The following is a 14701-nucleotide window of genomic DNA, read 5'->3' on the forward strand; positions in this document are numbered from 1 at the left end:
GCCGAGGGTGTCGCGGTAGAAAGCCAGGGACGCGTCCGGGTCGTCATGCGGGAGGAAGCTCGTGTGAATGGTGATGTCCATGGCAGTCACGCTAGGTGCGGCTCCGGGACCCACGCTTCTCGATTCCTGATCGATCCGGCCACCTGTTCGCCGCACACGGTCGCATCCCCGCCGTCGCGCAGCGCCTGGGGCCCCGTCGCCCAGGATCTCCTCAACCGTCTCCCAGGTGATCACAAGCCGGGACAGCGCCTCCTCCAGCCACCAGTCGCCGGTTCAGCTCCGCGTTCTGCTCCCGGGTGCGCTCCACCCGCTCCCGGGCCGTAGCCTCCCGACCTCCAGCGGTTGGTCCGAGGTCGCACTCAAGGCGGTTGATCTGGATCACCAGGGTCGACTGGTTGATGCCGAGGACTTGGGCTGCCTCGCGCATCGGGGGAAGCCCGATGCGGCCGCGAAACGTACGAGTCGTTGCCATGCATGAGGGCGAGGGCCTCCCGCAAGATGAGGGGGTGCGGTCCGCCTGTGGAGGCTCCAATTCGGAATGCCCTATTCCGAATTGATGACCTGGGCGTTCTTGCACTGTCTCGGCCGGGGACAGGGGCGCGTCGTCTCGCGATCTTGTCCCATGCCGACCGCGAGGTATGGGTCGCGGCCCGCCTGCTTGGCCCCGGAATCCCAGCTCGGACACCACGGGACAACTGACCGGCCAGCAACTGGGGCTGGTCGGACATGACGCCACGGCTGCCGGACGCCGACCTGCGGAATCGACCCCAGGGGCCCGGGGATCCCCGGGCCGGATGGCCGAGAACGCCGACGGGGCGGCGTACGCCGACGCGGTGTCGGAGTACGCCGCCCTGGGGCGGGACGAGTTGCGGGATGCGGCCCGCGCTGTCATGGCGGCTACTTCGCGTCGCGGTTGAACTTCGAGGTCGACCAGAAGTAGCCGAGCACCGCGAGACCCAGGCACCAGACCATGGCGAGCCACCCGTTGTTGCCGATCTCGCTGCCGAGCAGCAGCCCCCGCAGCGTCTCGATGGCCGGGGTGAACGGCTGGTACTCGGCGATCGGCTGGAACCAGCCCGGCATCGTGTCGACCGGGATGAAGGCGCTGGAGAAGAGCGGCAGCAGGATCATCGGCATCGCGTTGTTGCTGGCGGCCTCGGCGTTCGGGCTGATCAGGCCCATGCCGACCGCGACCCAGGTGAGCGCCATGGCGAAGAGCACGAGCAGCCCGAACGCCGCCAGCCACTCCAGGACCGTGGCGTCCGTGGATCGGAAGCCGATGGCCACGGCGACGGCGCCCACGAGGACCACGCTCATGATCGACTGCAGCACGCTGCCGACGACGTGCCCGACGAGCACCGAACCGCGGTGGATCGCCATCGTGCGGAACCGGGCGATGATGCCCTCGGTCATGTCGTTGGAGACGGACACCGCGGTCCCGACCGTGGTGCCGCCGATGGTCATCAGCAGGATGCCCGGGACGATATAGGCGATGTACTCGGAGCGGTCCGCGCCGCCGCCGCCGATGCCCGCGCTCATCACGTCGCCGAAGATGTAGACGAAGAGCAGCAGCAGCATGATCGGGGTGAGCAGCAGGTTCAGGGTGAGGGACGGGTAGCGCCGTGCGTGCAGGAGGTTGCGGCGCAGCATCGTGGACGAGTCGCGCACGGCGAGGGAGAGGGTGCTCATCGGACGGTCTCCTTGGGCTGGTTGGGGACGGCGGCGCCGCCGGTCAGGGCGAAGAACACGTCGTCGAGGTCGGGGGTGTGCACGGTCAGCTCGTCCGCCTCGATGTCGGCCGAGTCCAGCCAGTCGAGGATGGAGCGCAGCTCGCGCTGGCTGCCGTCGCTGGGGATCTGCAGCGACAGCGCGTCGTCGTCCCGAGTCACCTCGCGCAGGGCGACGGCGGCGGATTGGTACGCGGCCGGGTCATCGAACCGCAGCCGCACGTGCCCGCCCGGGATGAGCCGCTTCAGCTCCTCGGCGGTGCCCTCGGCGGCGATCTTCCCGTCGTCGAGCACGGCGATACGGTCGGCGAGCTCGTCGGCCTCCTCCAGGTACTGGGTGGTGAGGAAGACGGTGGCACCGTCGGAGACGAGCTCGCGGATGATCTGCCACATGTTGTGCCGGGAGCGCGGGTCGAGGCCGGTGGTCGGCTCGTCGAGGAAGATGATCCGCGGGTTGCCGACCAGGGTCATGGCGAGGTCGAGGCGGCGCTTCATGCCGCCTGAGTAGGTGGAGGCGGGCTTCTTCGCGGCGTCGGTGAGGTCGAAGCGCTCCAGCAGCTCAGCGGCGGTGCGCCGCCCCTCGCGCTTGGACAGGTGGTGCAGGTCGCCCATGAGGAGCAAGTTCTCCTCGCCGGTGATCAGGCCGTCGACGGCGGAGAACTGGCCGGTGACGCCGATCGCGGCGCGCACCGCCTGGGGGTCGGCGGCGAGGTTGTGGCCGCCGATGTGGATGTCGCCGGTGCCCGGGTCGGCGGAGATGAGAGTGGAGAGGATCTTCACGGCGGTGGTCTTGCCGGCGCCGTTCGGGCCGAGCAGGGAGAAGATCGTTCCTTCGGGTACGGCCAGGTCGACGCCGTCGAGCACGACCTTGTCGCCGTAGGACTTGCGCAGCCCGTTCGCCGCGATGGCCAGGTTGGTCATGATGGGTGCTCCTTTAGAGGCTGCGGGCGGCGATGTCGCCGTAGGCGGTGGTCGCGTGGATGTTCAGGCCGGCGGCGGCGCCGTCGGTGTTCTTGAGCGCGTTGTGAATCCGGCCGTAGGCGGTGCCGGCGTCCAGGGAGGCGGAGACTCCGCGGGCGGCGCCGACCGACACCTCGCCGGACTCGGTGCGCAGCACGACCGTGCCGCGCACGGCCTCGGCGATCCGGATGTCGCCCTTTTGGGTGCTGATCTCCGCGGGGCCGCCCAGGCGGCCGACCGAGACGTCGCCGGCGAGGAGGGTGAGGCGGGCGCTCGCGGCCTCGTCGAGCTTGACCGAGCCCTCCGCGCCCTCGAAGGCGACGTCGCCGAGCCGTCCGACGCCCCGGAACTCGGCGCTGGCCGCCTTCGCCTCGATGCGGGAGCCGGCGGGCAGCTGGATGGTCACCTCGATGGATCCGGAGTTGCCGAGGATCCGGTTCTTCGCCGGTGAGGCGTCGATCCGCAGGACGCCGTCGCCGTATTCGACCGTGATCTGCTCCGCCGCCTTCACGTCGCGGCCCTTCGAGGCGTCCGCGGGCAGGACCTCGACCGTGGTGTCGGCCCGGTCGGCGGCGATGAACCGGATGCGTCCCGCGGGGATGTCGAGGACGGCAGAGACCGGGGTGGGGGTGTCGAACTTCTGCATCGTGCGCTCCTTCGGCCGTTGTTTCTGATGTTAGAAACGCTACGTTGCATTCAAGGATTCGGCAACAAAATCGTTGCACGCAATCGCCATCATTGCAGGTAAGAGCTAAGAAATCGTTGCAATGGCTTTGTCTCTAATGCAACAACAGCCCTCCTGTTCGTTGCAATGGATGACGAGTGAACGCTATACTGGAGACACCAAGGACCACGAAGGAGACCGCGATGCCGGGAGGCAGGCTCACCCAGCAGGAACGTCAGCAGATCGCGCTGGGGCTGGCCGACGGCCTCGCCTACGCGGAGATCGCCAGACGCCTCGACCGCCCCACCTCGACGATCACGCGCGAGGTGATGCGCAACGGCGGTCCCACCGCCTACCGCGCCGACCTGGCCCACCGCGCCACCGAACGCCGCACCCACCGGCGCAGGCAGGCCGCGCCCCGAGTGCCGCAGGCGCCCCCACAAGCCCACGGACGCGACGCCGAGGCCGTGCGCGAGTACGAGGAGGTGTTCACCACCCTCCTCATGCAATCGGGCCTGCCCAAGATGACGTCCCGGGTGCTGGTGTCCCTCTACACCACCGACGCGGGCAGCCTCACCGCGTCCGAACTCGTCCAGCACCTCCAGGTCAGCCCGGCGTCCATCTCCAAAGCGATCACGCTCCTCGAAAGCCAGGGCCTCATCCGCCGGGAACGCGACGAACGCCGCCGCGAGCGCTACGTCGTCGACAACGACGTCTGGTACCAGGGGATGATCGCCAGCGCCCAGTCCCACACCCAGCTCGCCGAGACCGCACGGCAGGGCGTCAGCATCCTCGGCCCCGACACCCCGGCCGCCGCCCGCCTCGAGAACATCGCCCGCTTCGTCGACTTCGTCGGCGAGAGCATCATCCGCGCCGCGGAGCAGGCCCGCGAGGTCCTCTACACGAAATCCGAAACGACCTCGGGCGGCACTGCCGAGCCAAGTTCAGATCGCGGATAGACAGCCGTCTTGATGGTCACAGCCAGTGGTGCCCGCGCCGGATCCTTCAACCTGAGCCGACCCCATCGCGCGCCCGCCAGGCGGCCTCGTTCATGCGGGGATCGGTGAGGTCGGCAAGTCCTTCAGCGCAGCTCCGTGGCTGATCGGGTGGCGGCATCCGCCGGGGTACGGGGGTGGGACACGGCCACGGCCGGCCCCAGGTCGAGCCGGGCGTCCACGTCCAGACGGAAGGTGCCCTGGGGGTCACGTTCGACCAGAAGAGCGCGGTCAGCCCACACCGGTCCTCGTCCGTCAGCCGCGATGCGCACGTCGGCCCGGACAGGCGGGGCCGACCAACAGCTCAGTGACATCGGCGAGTTCGACCACTCCACGACGGTCCTGAAGGCCCTGCCGCAGGTGGTGGGCGAGTTCGACGCCGCCCGCTGAGCCAGCCACGATCAGACGACGACCAAAGCGAGATCAAACCCATGGCCGAAGCGAACATCGACACGCAGCACGTGGCGCAAGTGAGAATCTGTCGCCACACATGAGATCGAGTGAGAATCCGTCAGCTGGAGTGCGACAGGACATCGCTGAACTGCGACTTCTCTGTTCGATGCCGCGTTCGATGCCAAGATCGTGAGACTGTGCCGCGGTTTGTGAGACCCACAACTGCTCGATCAGGTCTGCGCCATGTCCACAAAGCGCGAGTAGTGCCCCTGGAAGGCGACCGTGATCGTGGCCGTCGGACCGTTACGGTGCTTGGCCACGATCAGGTCCGCCTCGCCCGCGCGCGGAGACTCCTTCTCGTACGCATCTTCGCGGTGCAACAGGATGACCATGTCCGCGTCCTGCTCGATGGAGCCCGATTCACGCAGGTCGGAGACCATCGGTTTCTTGTCCGTACGCTGCTCGGGGCCACGGTTCAGCTGGGACAACGCGATCACCGGGAGCTCGAGCTCCTTGGCCAGCAGCTTGAGGTTTCGGGACATGTCCGAGACCTCCTGCTGACGGCTCTCGGCGCGCTTCGAGCCACCGGACTGCATCAGCTGCAGATAGTCGATGACGACCAGCTTCAGATCATTGCGCTGCTTCAGCCGTCGGCACTTCGCGCGGATCTCCATCATGGAGAGGTTCGGGGAGTCGTCGATATACAGCGGGGCCTGGGAGACATCCGGCATGCGGCGCGCCAGCCGGGTCCAGTCCTCGTCCGTCATCGTCCCGGAGCGCATGTGATGCAGCGCCACCCGCGCCTCTGCGGACAGCAGGCGCATCGCGATCTCATTGCGTCCCATTTCGAGAGAGAAGATCACGCTGGGCAGGTTGTTCTTGATCGAACAGGCCCGGGCGAAGTCCAGCGCCAGCGTCGACTTACCCATGGCGGGCCGGGCCGCGATGACGATCATCTGGCCGGGGTGCAGACCGTTGGTCAGTGAGTCGAAGTCGGTGAACCCGGTCGGTACACCCGTCATCTCGCCGCTGCGCGAGCCGATCGCCTCGATCTCGTCGAGCGCGCCTTCCATGATGTCGCCGAGCGGCAGATAGTCCTCGCTGGTGCGCTGCTCGGTGACGGCGTAGATCTCGGCCTGGGCGGAGTTGACGATCTCGTCGACGTCGCCGTCGGCCGCGTATCCCATCTGCGTGATCTTGGTGCCGGCCTCCACGAGTCTGCGCAGCACAGCGCGCTCATGGACGATTTCCGCGTAGTACGAGGCGTTGGCCGCGGTCGGCACCGACTGGACCAGCGTGTGGAGGTACGGCGCTCCGCCGACCCGGGTGATCTCGCCTCGCTTGACCAGCTCGGCGGCGACGGTGATGGGGTCGGCCGGCTCGCCCTTGGCATAGAGGTCGAGGATCGCCGTGTAGACCGTCTCGTGGGCGGGCCGGTAGAAGTCGTGGCCTTTGATGATCTCTACGACGTCGGCGATGGCGTCCTTGGAGAGCAGCATGCCGCCGAGGACGGACTGCTCGGCGTCCAGGTCCTGGGGAGGCACGCGCTCGAAGCCGGGGGAGCTTCCGTCCCAGCCACCGCTGTCCCTGCCGCGCTCGTGCTGGTCCTCTCGACCACCGCGGCCTTCGCCGCGACGCTGGCGGGAGACGGGCAGACGATCACTGGGACCGTCTGCGGCCCACGGGTCGTCCAAGGGCTCGGAAATGCTCACCCGGGCCACCTCCTCCCGTCCGCTCCGCGGACCTCGCCGTGCCACTCTTTCTACGGCACGACACTGACAAAACGAACGGCCAGACTCCGCTTCCGGCGCGTCGGGCGACGGTCCACGGTAGGCCCGTCGGCACCGTCAGCCAATCTGGTTATCCACAGGCCATGTGGACGACGGACCAGATGCTGTGGAGAACCCTGCGGAACCTGTGCACGGACCGGGGGACAGCACTGTGGACAAATTCATAGTCACCCCGCCATACACACTCTGACCTGGCTCTTTTCCGTCCACTGGCTGTGGGGGAGAAAAACTTTCCCGACTGGACCAAGATCAGAACAAACGGCACACAGCCGAAGGTGCACCGAGAGGATTGGTAAGGGCTGCAAGGCGATTGCATCTCTTACCTGTGGAAGATTAGATTGATGCCATGACAGAGGCTCCCGCAGCACCCAAGGCGCGTCGGCAACGGCACGACCGAGAGATCATCACGCTCGCCGTCCCCGCCTTCGGCGCCCTCGTCGCCGAGCCTCTCTTCGTGATGGTGGACAGCGCCATCGTCGGCCACCTCGGCACGCCGCAACTTGCCGGACTGGCGGTCGCCTCGGCTCTTCTGATGACCGCCGTCAGCATCTTCGTCTTCCTCGCCTACGCCACCACGGCTGCCGTCGCACGCCGCGTAGGCGCCGGCGATCTCGCGGCCGCCATCCGGCAGGGCATGGACGGCATCTGGCTCGCCCTGCTGCTCGGTGTCGCCGTCATCGCCGTCACCCTGCCCACCGCCCCCTGGCTCGTACAGCTCTTCGGCGCCTCCGACACCGCCGCCCCGTACGCCACCACATATCTGCGGATCTCCAGCCTCGGCATTCCCGCAATGCTGATCGTGCTGGCCGCCACCGGCGTGCTGCGCGGCCTGCAGGACACCAGGACCCCTCTGTACGTGGCCATCGGCGGCTTCGCCGCCAACGCGGCACTCAACGTCGCCCTCGTCTACGGCGCCGGTTTCGGCATCGCCGGCTCCGCCTGGGGCACCGTTATCGCCCAGTGCGCGATGGCCGCCGCCTATCTGGTCGTGGTCGTACGGGGAGCGCGTCGGCACGGCGCCTCCCTGCGCCCCGACGCCCCCGGGATACGTGCCAGTGCTCAGGCGGGTGTCCCCCTCCTGATCCGCACACTCTCGCTGCGTGCAGTCCTGATGATCGCCACTGCCGTCGCGGCCCGCCTCGGTGACACCGAGATCGCCGCCCATCAGATCGTCCTCTCCCTGTGGAGCCTGATGGCCTTCGCACTCGACGCGATCGCCATCGCCGGGCAGGCGATCATCGGCCGTTATCTGGGAGCCGACGACGCCGAGGGCGCCCGGCAGGCCTGCCGCCGCATGGTGCAGTGGGGCATCGCCTCCGGTGTGGTTCTCGGCATCGTGATCGTGGCCTCCCGACCACTCCTACTCCCTCTGTTCACCAGCGACCAGGCGGTGCACAGCACCCTGCTCCCGGCATTGATGGTGGTCGCCGTCTCTCAGCCGATCGCGGGCGTGGTCTTTGTCCTCGACGGCGTACTGATGGGAGCCGGTGACGGCTCTTACCTGGCCGGGGCGATGCTGGTGACGCTGGCGGTCTTCGCTCCGGTCGCCCTGCTCATCCCCGCCTTCGGTGGCGGACTGACCGCCTTGTGGTGGGCCATGACCTTGATGATGACCGTGCGCATGCTGACGCTCTGGCTGAGAATGCGCTCCGGCCGCTGGCTCGTCACCGGTGCGACGCGCTGAAAGACCGCCTGTCCGGGGTTCCACGGTCGATGTTTCACGTGAAACGGACGACTGCGGACGAACAGCAAGAGGGCCGCACCCCCAGGGGGTGCGGCCCTCACGTGCTATGCAGCGCGTGCACTGCAGAGCGCAGCGTTACGCGGCGACGACCTCGACGCCGAGCTTCGCGGCAACCTCGGGGTGCAGACGCACAGACACCTGGTGCGAGCCCAGGGTCTTGATCGGCGAACCGAGCTCAACGCGACGCTTGTCGACGTCCGGACCACCGGCAGCCTTGATCGCCGAGGCGATGTCGGCCGGGGTGACGGAGCCGAAGAGGCGGCCGGCGTCGCCGGAGCGAACAGCCAGACGCACCTTTACGGCCTCGAGCCGGCCCTTGATCTCATTGGCCTGCTCGATGGTCGCGATCTCGTGGATCTTGCGGGCGCGGCGGATCTGCGCCACGTCCTTCTCGCCACCCTTGGTCCAGCGGATCGCGAAACCACGCGGGACCAGGTAGTTGCGAGCGTAACCGTCCTTGACGTCAACGACATCGCCGGCGGCACCGAGGCCAGAGACCTCGTGGGTGAGGATGATCTTCATTGGTCGGTCACCCTTCCCTTATCGCGCGGTGGACGTGTAGGGCAGCAGCGCCATCTCACGGCTGTTCTTCACTGCCGTGGCGACGTCACGCTGGTGCTGCGTGCAGTTGCCGGTAACGCGGCGGGCACGGATCTTGCCGCGGTCGGAAATGAACTTCCGCAGCATGTTCGTGTCCTTGTAGTCCACGTACACGGTCTTGTCCTTGCAGAATGCGCAGACCTTCTTCTTCGGCTTGCGCACAGGCGGCTTCGCCATGGTGTATCTCCTGTGTGATCAAGAAGTGGGGTACGAGCTGCCCTTAGAAGGGAGGCTCGTCCGAGTAGCCGCCGCCGGAACCGCCGGAGCTTCCGCCCCAGCTGCCCCCACCGCCCTGCTGCTGGCCGCCGCCGGCCGGCGCACTGGTGGCCCAGGGGTCGTCGGCGGGTGCACCGCCGCCGCCCTGCTGCTGACCACCACCGGGACCGCCGCCCCAGTTGCCGCCGCCCTGCTGCTGACCGCCGCCATAGCCACCCTGGCCACCGCGACCGGTGGTCTTGGTGACCTTGGCCGTGGCGTTCTTCAGGCTGGGGCCGACTTCCTCGACGTCCAGCTCGTAGACCGTGCGCTTGACGCCCTCGCGGTCTTCGTAGGACCGCTGCTTCAGCCGGCCCTGCACGACGACGCGCATGCCTCGCGTAAGCGACTCCGCGACGTTCTCCGCCGCCTGACGCCAGACCGAGCAGGTGAGGAACAGGCCTTCGCCGTCCTTCCACTCATTGGTCTGCTTGTCGAAAATGCGGGGAGTGGACGCGACACGGAACTTCGCGACCGCCGCACCGGAGGGGGTGAAGCGCAGCTCGGGGTCGTCGACGAGATTGCCGACGACCGTGATGACGGTCTCGCCTGCCATGGGTGAACCTCTCGGCGGGGATTGCTTCTGGCTGCTTGCTGCTACTCGAACCCGATGACCTCTGAGCTAGGTGCTCAGTGGGTCTCGGGACGGAGGACCTTGGTCCGGAGGACCGACTCGTTCAGGTTCATCTGGCGGTCGAGCTCCTTGACGACCGCAGGCTCGGCCTGCAGGTCGATGACCGAGTAGATGCCCTCGGGCTTCTTCTTGATCTCGTAAGCGAGACGACGACGGCCCCAGGTGTCGACCTTCTCAACCTTTCCGTTGCCCTCACGGACAACGGAGAGGAAGTTCTCGATCAGCGGGGAGACAGCGCGCTCCTCGAGATCGGGGTCGAGGATGACCATCACCTCGTAGTGACGCATGTGGAACCCACCTCCTTTGGACTCAGCGGCCACGGTCGTTCCGTGGCAGGAGGGTCGTGATGCGTAAGCAACGGTATCGGCCGCCACTGACAATCCGGGAGGATCGCGTTCTGGCCTGGGCAGACACCGGTGCAGACCGTACAGAGTACCTGCAGACAGGCTTCCGGTTGAAATCCGGTGGCCAGGAGACGCAATCTGTACACATCGGGTGTGCGCGGCGCTACGATGCGCCGCCTTCCGGCAACGCCAGGAGGTGCCTCATGGCACAGGCAATGCGACGTCAGTCCTCAGTCTCCCTCTTCGCCACCGACGGCAAGCCCCATCCCCTTCAGGACACCCTGATGGCGGTGACGCTGGTGCTCGGCGCCGTCGCCTTCGTCTCGGCGATGTTCTACAACCTCCATCTGCTCAGCTCGTGGGCCGGGCTGGTGGGAATCATCACCGGCGCGTACGGGCAGTTCATCTCGGCGACGACCCGCGAACGCTTCGTGCTGATCATCGGTCTCGGCGCTTCCGCGGTCGGCTTCTACCTCGGCATGGCACACGGCGGACTCTTCGGCGGAATCGTCAGCTAGGGCAGAGCAGAACAGGAGGGGACGGGGGTCACAAGGACGCTCCTTCCCTACAGCCATCCGGGGCGCTCCCCCAGCGCAGTAGGCTTCGGCGCGAGAGCCGGAGCCCCTGTACCCATGGGGACACACCTGCCGAGGAGCGCCCCGCATGACCCTGACCCTGAGGACCATCAGCCGAGAGCAGCATCTGGCTTACATCCAGAGCCTGCCCGCGGCAAGTCACTGCCAGGTCCCGGCGTGGGCTGATGTGAAGACCGAATGGCGCTCGGAGAACCTTGGCTGGTTCGACAAGAGCGGTGAACTGGTCGGTGCCGGGCTGGTGTTGTACCGCCAGCTGCCCAAGATCAAGCGCTATCTCGCGTACCTGCCCGAGGGCCCGGTGATCAACTGGTACGCGCCGAACCTGGACGACTGGCTGCAGCCGATGCTCGCCCATCTCAAGCAGCAGGGCGCCTTCTCCGTGAAGATGGGCCCGCCGGTGGTCATTCGCCGCTGGGACGCGGCCGCCATCAAGTCCGGTATCCAGGACCCGGACGTCAAGCGGCTGCGTGACGTCGAGGCCACCCATATCGAGCCGCGCGCCTTCGAGGTCTCCGACCGGCTGCGCAAGATGGGCTGGCAGCAGGGCGAGGACGGCGGCGCCGGCTTCGGTGACGTGCAGCCCCGCTATGTCTTCCAGGTACCACTCGCCAATCGCTCGCTGGACGATGTCCTCAAGGGCTTCAACCAGCTGTGGCGGCGCAACATCAAGAAGGCCGAGAAGGCCGGCGTCGAGGTCGTCCAGGGCGGCTACGACGACCTCGCCGAGTGGCAGCGGCTCTACGAAGTCACCGCAGAGCGCGACCATTTCAGGCCCCGCCCGCTGTCGTACTTCCAGCAGATGTGGTCCGTCCTGAACGGCGAGGACCCCAACCGGATGCGGCTGTACTTCGCCCGCCACGAGGGCGAGAACGTCGCGGCCGCGACCATGCTGATCGTCGGCGGCCACGTCTGGTACTCCTACGGCGCCTCCGCCAACCACAAGCGCGAGGTCCGGCCCTCGAACGCGATGCAGTGGCGGATGCTGCGGGACGCATACGCGATGGGCGCGACCGTCTACGACCTGCGCGGCATCAGCGACTCCCTCGACGAGACCGACCACCTGTTCGGCCTGATCCAGTTCAAGGTCGGCACCGGCGGCGAGGCCGTCGAGTACGTCGGCGAGTGGGACTTCCCGCTCAACAAGCTGCTCCACAAGGCGCTCGACATCTACATGTCGCGCCGCTGAAGTCGCTACTGGCGACGCCGCGACCGACACCGCTGACGTTGCCGTGCACCACGCCGTAGTCTCGTAGATCTCGTACATATCTCTGATACACCGCAGCCACCAGAAAGGTTCCGGGCCGGCCATGGCGCTCTCCCTCTACGTCGACACCGCGCGCTGGCGGGCGCACCAGAAGTCTGTTATCGACCAGTTCCCCGGCCTTGTGCCGGTCTGCAAGGGCAACGGTTACGGCTTCGGTCATGAGCGACTCGCGGACGAGGCCTCCCGCTTCGGCTCGGACATGCTGGCCGTCGGCACCACCTACGAGGCGGCCCGGATCAAGGACTGGTTCAGCGGTGATCTCCTCGTCCTCACACCCTTCCGGCGGGGCGAGGAGCCGGTCCCGCTGCCTGACCGCGTCATCCGCTCCGTCTCGTCCGTCGACGGTGTGCACGCCCTGGTGGGAGCGCGGGTCGTCATCGAGTGCATGAGCTCCATGAAGCGCCACGGCGTGAGTGAGCAGGAGCTCGGCCTGCTGCACGCCGCGATCGAGGATGTACGCCTCGAAGGCTTCGCGCTCCACCTCCCCCTCGACCGCACGGACGGCTCCGACGCGGTCGAGGAGGTCATCGGCTGGATGGACCGGCTGCGTGCGGCCCGGCTGCCGCTGCACACCATGTTCGTCAGCCATCTGCGCGCCGAGGAACTGGGCCGTCTTCAGCAGCAGTTCCCGCAGACCCGATTCCGCGCCCGCATCGGCACGCGGCTGTGGCTCGGCGACCACGACGCCACGGAGTACCGCGGCGCCGTCCTCGACGTCACCCGCGTCACCAAGGGCGACCGCTTCGGCTACCGCCAGCAGAAGACCGCATCCGACGGCTGGCTGGTCGTCGTCGCCGGCGGTACGTCCCACGGCGTCGGCCTGGAGGCACCGAAGGCTCTGCACGGTGTGATGCCGCGCGCCAAGGGTGTCGCGCGCGCGGGCCTGGCGACGGTCAACCGCAACCTCTCGCCGTTCGTCTGGGCGGGCAAGCAGCGCTGGTTCGCCGAGCCGCCGCACATGCAGGTCTCGATCCTGTTCGTACCGTCGGACGCGCAGGAGCCGAAGGTCGGCGACGAACTGGTGGCTCATCTGCGCCACACGACGACGCAGTTCGACCGCCTCGTCGACCGCTGAGCCCCTCTGGCCAGGTCCCCTGCCCCAAGCCCTAAGCCGACGGCTGGGGTTCCGTACCTGACTCCTGGGACGGCTTCCCCCACTGCACCCGCGGTCCCTCCACTGCCTGCGCCGCATGCCGTGGGGGATGGGCCGCATGCCCCAGTACGAAGACGTCGTCGGCCCCGTCGAGAACACCGCCCGACGGGTCGTCCGATCCGTCCATCCGTACGCCGTCCCGCTCCGGCTTCAGGATGTCCCGCACGACCACGGCGCACAGGTACAGCGTCCCCAGCAGGTGCAGGGCGATCGCGACCTGGTAGCCCTCGGGCGGCAGGCCCTTGTGCTTGGGGCTGGTCGTGTACGCGAGGTACATCCAGATCCCCAGGAAGTACATGACCTCACAGGACTGCCAGATCAGAAAGTCCCGCCAGCGCGGCCTGGCCAGCGCGGCGAGCGGAATCAGCCACAGTACGTACTGCGGTGAATAGACCTTGTTGGTGATGATGAACGCAGCGACGACCAGGAAGACGAGCTGTGCGAAACGGGGCCGCCGCGGCGCGCTGAGCGTCAGCGCGCCGATGCCCGCGCAGGCCAGGATCATCAGAAGCGTCGCGTAGGTGTTCACCGACTCGACTTCGAGCGGCTCGCCCGTACGCTGCGTGATGATCAGCCAGAACGAGCCGAAGTCGACCTGCCGCTCCTGGCTGAAGGTGTAGAACTTCTTCCACCCCTCCGGCGCCAGCAGCATCACGGGCAGGTTCACCGCCAGCCAGGCGGCTGCCGCGCCGAGCGCCGCAGTGGCGAACTCTCGCCATTTGCCCGCCCTCCAGCACAACAGGAGCAGCGGACCGAGCAGCAGCACGGGATAGAGCTTGGCGGCGGTCGCGAGCCCGATGAGGATGCCGAAGGCCAGCGCCCGGCCGCGTGACCACATCAGCATCGCTGCGGCCGTGAGCGCCACGGCCAGCAGATCCCAGTTGATGGTCGCGGTGAGCGCGAAGGCGGGCGCCAGGGCGACCAGCAGCGCATCCCAGGGTCGGTGGCGATGTGTGCGGGTGACACAGACGGCGATGACCGCGGTGCAGATCATCAGCAGGCCCGCATTGACCATCCAGTACATCTGCTCCTGGTTCTGCATGGAGCCGCCGGCCACGTCGAGCCACGACGCGACCTGCATGAACAGCCCCGTCAGGACGGGGTATTCCAGGTACTCCATGTCGCCGGGCAACCGGTCGAAGTACGGAATGAGACCTTCGGAGAAGCCGCGGCCCAGGTACAGGTGTGGGATGTCCGAATAGCAGGCATGTGTGTACTGGGAGCTGGCGCCCCTGAACCATGCCCAGTTGTAACACGGCATCTTCTGCACCATGCCGAGCGCAAACATCCCGATCGCCACGAGTGCGATGACACGTACGGGAGTGAGCCAGCCGTTGCCTCCGCGCCAGGCCCAGCGGCCGGCCGGACCGCCGATCAGCTCGCTGCCGGACGCGGCGACGGAGTCCCGCCGCGTGGGCCGTACATCCGGCTGCTCCGGCCGGTCTTGCCGGTCCTGGTACACGCTCGTCTCTTCTGCGCTGGGCATGCTGCACATCCTGCCGTACGGGGTCGGGGAGACGGCGAGGGCCGCCGCACCGGAGCGCACAGTTGCTGTGCGTGCCGGGCGGCGGCCCTCGCGGCG

General features: G+C 67.5%; 16 protein-coding genes and 1 pseudogene. 7 read left to right on the forward strand and 10 right to left on the reverse strand.

The features are described 5' to 3' along the window. Positions 1 to 81 (reverse strand): annotated as a pseudogene (locus AB0D12_RS05260) (VOC family protein); the annotation flags it as partial. Between the two features lie 713 nt (positions 82 to 794). Here AB0D12_RS05260 and AB0D12_RS05265 point away from each other — a divergent pair. Then, positions 795 to 917: a hypothetical protein gene (locus tag AB0D12_RS05265; protein ID WP_362677295.1), complete on the forward strand. Its 123-nt coding sequence runs from the start codon at positions 795 to 797 to the stop codon at positions 915 to 917. Here the strand turns inward: AB0D12_RS05265 and AB0D12_RS05270 are convergent. Genes AB0D12_RS05270 through AB0D12_RS05280 form a run of 3 tightly spaced genes read right to left on the reverse strand, consistent with a single transcriptional unit; the run spans position 898 to position 3333 of the window. Further along, positions 898 to 1689, reverse strand: a complete 792-nt coding sequence (locus AB0D12_RS05270) for an ABC transporter permease (protein ID WP_362677297.1) — start codon at positions 1687 to 1689, stop codon at positions 898 to 900. The genes AB0D12_RS05265 and AB0D12_RS05270 overlap by 20 nt on opposite strands. Then, positions 1686 to 2648: an ATP-binding cassette domain-containing protein gene (locus AB0D12_RS05275; RefSeq protein ID WP_362677299.1), complete on the reverse strand. Its 963-nt coding sequence runs from the start codon at positions 2646 to 2648 to the stop codon at positions 1686 to 1688. The genes AB0D12_RS05270 and AB0D12_RS05275 overlap by 4 nt, the downstream gene beginning before the upstream one ends. 13 nt (positions 2649 to 2661) lie before the next feature. Beyond that, a complete protein-coding gene (locus tag AB0D12_RS05280; protein ID WP_362677301.1) occupies positions 2662 to 3333 on the reverse strand; it encodes a DUF4097 family beta strand repeat-containing protein in 672 nt (223 codons plus the stop codon). A 221-nt stretch (positions 3334 to 3554) separates the two neighbouring features. On the opposite strand from AB0D12_RS05280, the gene AB0D12_RS05285 reads away from it, so the two are divergent. Beyond that, complete coding sequence (locus AB0D12_RS05285; protein ID WP_362677303.1) at positions 3555 to 4310, forward strand: helix-turn-helix domain-containing protein; 756 nt, start codon at positions 3555 to 3557, stop codon at positions 4308 to 4310. Between the two features lie 300 nt (positions 4311 to 4610). Beyond that, positions 4611 to 4736: a hypothetical protein gene (locus tag AB0D12_RS05290; protein ID WP_362677305.1), complete on the forward strand. Its 126-nt coding sequence runs from the start codon at positions 4611 to 4613 to the stop codon at positions 4734 to 4736. Positions 4737 to 4969: 233 nt separating this feature from the next. Here AB0D12_RS05290 and dnaB read toward each other — a convergent pair whose 3' ends face one another. Next, positions 4970 to 6433: a replicative DNA helicase gene (gene dnaB, locus AB0D12_RS05295; protein WP_327328403.1), complete on the reverse strand. Its 1464-nt coding sequence runs from the start codon at positions 6431 to 6433 to the stop codon at positions 4970 to 4972. A gap of 442 nt (positions 6434 to 6875) precedes the next feature. Between dnaB and AB0D12_RS05300 the strand changes: the two genes are divergently transcribed. Further along, entirely contained in the window at positions 6876 to 8213 is a 1338-nt protein-coding gene (locus AB0D12_RS05300) for an MATE family efflux transporter (protein ID WP_362677307.1), read from the forward strand. Positions 8214 to 8348: 135 nt separating this feature from the next. On the opposite strand, the gene rplI is transcribed toward AB0D12_RS05300, so the two are convergent. The 4 genes from rplI to rpsF all read right to left on the reverse strand — a co-directional run bounded on the left by rplI (position 8349) and on the right by rpsF (position 10049). Beyond that, positions 8349 to 8795, reverse strand: a complete 447-nt coding sequence (gene rplI / locus AB0D12_RS05305) for a 50S ribosomal protein L9 (protein WP_362677309.1) — start codon at positions 8793 to 8795, stop codon at positions 8349 to 8351. A gap of 18 nt (positions 8796 to 8813) precedes the next feature. Next, the gene (rpsR, locus tag AB0D12_RS05310) at positions 8814 to 9050 is read right to left on the reverse strand and encodes a 30S ribosomal protein S18 (protein ID WP_003956534.1); all 237 of its coding nucleotides are present in this window, start codon (positions 9048 to 9050) and stop codon (positions 8814 to 8816) included. Positions 9051 to 9093: 43 nt separating this feature from the next. Next, positions 9094 to 9684, reverse strand: a complete 591-nt coding sequence (locus AB0D12_RS05315; RefSeq protein ID WP_362677311.1) for a single-stranded DNA-binding protein — start codon at positions 9682 to 9684, stop codon at positions 9094 to 9096. Positions 9685 to 9758: 74 nt separating this feature from the next. Beyond that, positions 9759 to 10049 carry a 30S ribosomal protein S6 gene (gene rpsF / locus AB0D12_RS05320; RefSeq protein WP_004950685.1) on the reverse strand — a complete coding sequence of 97 codons (291 nt, stop codon included), beginning with the start codon at positions 10047 to 10049 and terminating at the stop codon, positions 9759 to 9761. A 260-nt stretch (positions 10050 to 10309) separates the two neighbouring features. Here rpsF and AB0D12_RS05325 point away from each other — a divergent pair, with 260 nt between their 5' ends. The 3 genes from AB0D12_RS05325 (at position 10310) to AB0D12_RS05335 (ending at position 13041) form a co-directional block, all read left to right on the forward strand. Beyond that, the gene (locus AB0D12_RS05325) at positions 10310 to 10624 is read left to right on the forward strand and encodes a hypothetical protein (protein ID WP_362677313.1); all 315 of its coding nucleotides are present in this window, start codon (positions 10310 to 10312) and stop codon (positions 10622 to 10624) included. 145 nt (positions 10625 to 10769) lie between these two features. Next, a complete protein-coding gene (locus tag AB0D12_RS05330; protein WP_327324753.1) occupies positions 10770 to 11888 on the forward strand; it encodes a peptidoglycan bridge formation glycyltransferase FemA/FemB family protein in 1119 nt (372 codons plus the stop codon). 121 nt (positions 11889 to 12009) lie between these two features. Further along, positions 12010 to 13041: an alanine racemase gene (locus AB0D12_RS05335; RefSeq protein WP_362677315.1), complete on the forward strand. Its 1032-nt coding sequence runs from the start codon at positions 12010 to 12012 to the stop codon at positions 13039 to 13041. Between the two features lie 31 nt (positions 13042 to 13072). Here the strand turns inward: AB0D12_RS05335 and AB0D12_RS05340 are convergent, their stop codons facing one another. Further along, entirely contained in the window at positions 13073 to 14605 is a 1533-nt protein-coding gene (locus AB0D12_RS05340) for a glycosyltransferase 87 family protein (protein WP_362677317.1), read from the reverse strand. Positions 14606 to 14701 lie beyond the last annotated feature (96 nt).

Source organism: Streptomyces sp. NPDC048479, assembly GCF_040651435.1.
Classification (GTDB): Bacteria; Actinomycetota; Actinomycetes; order Streptomycetales; family Streptomycetaceae; genus Streptomyces.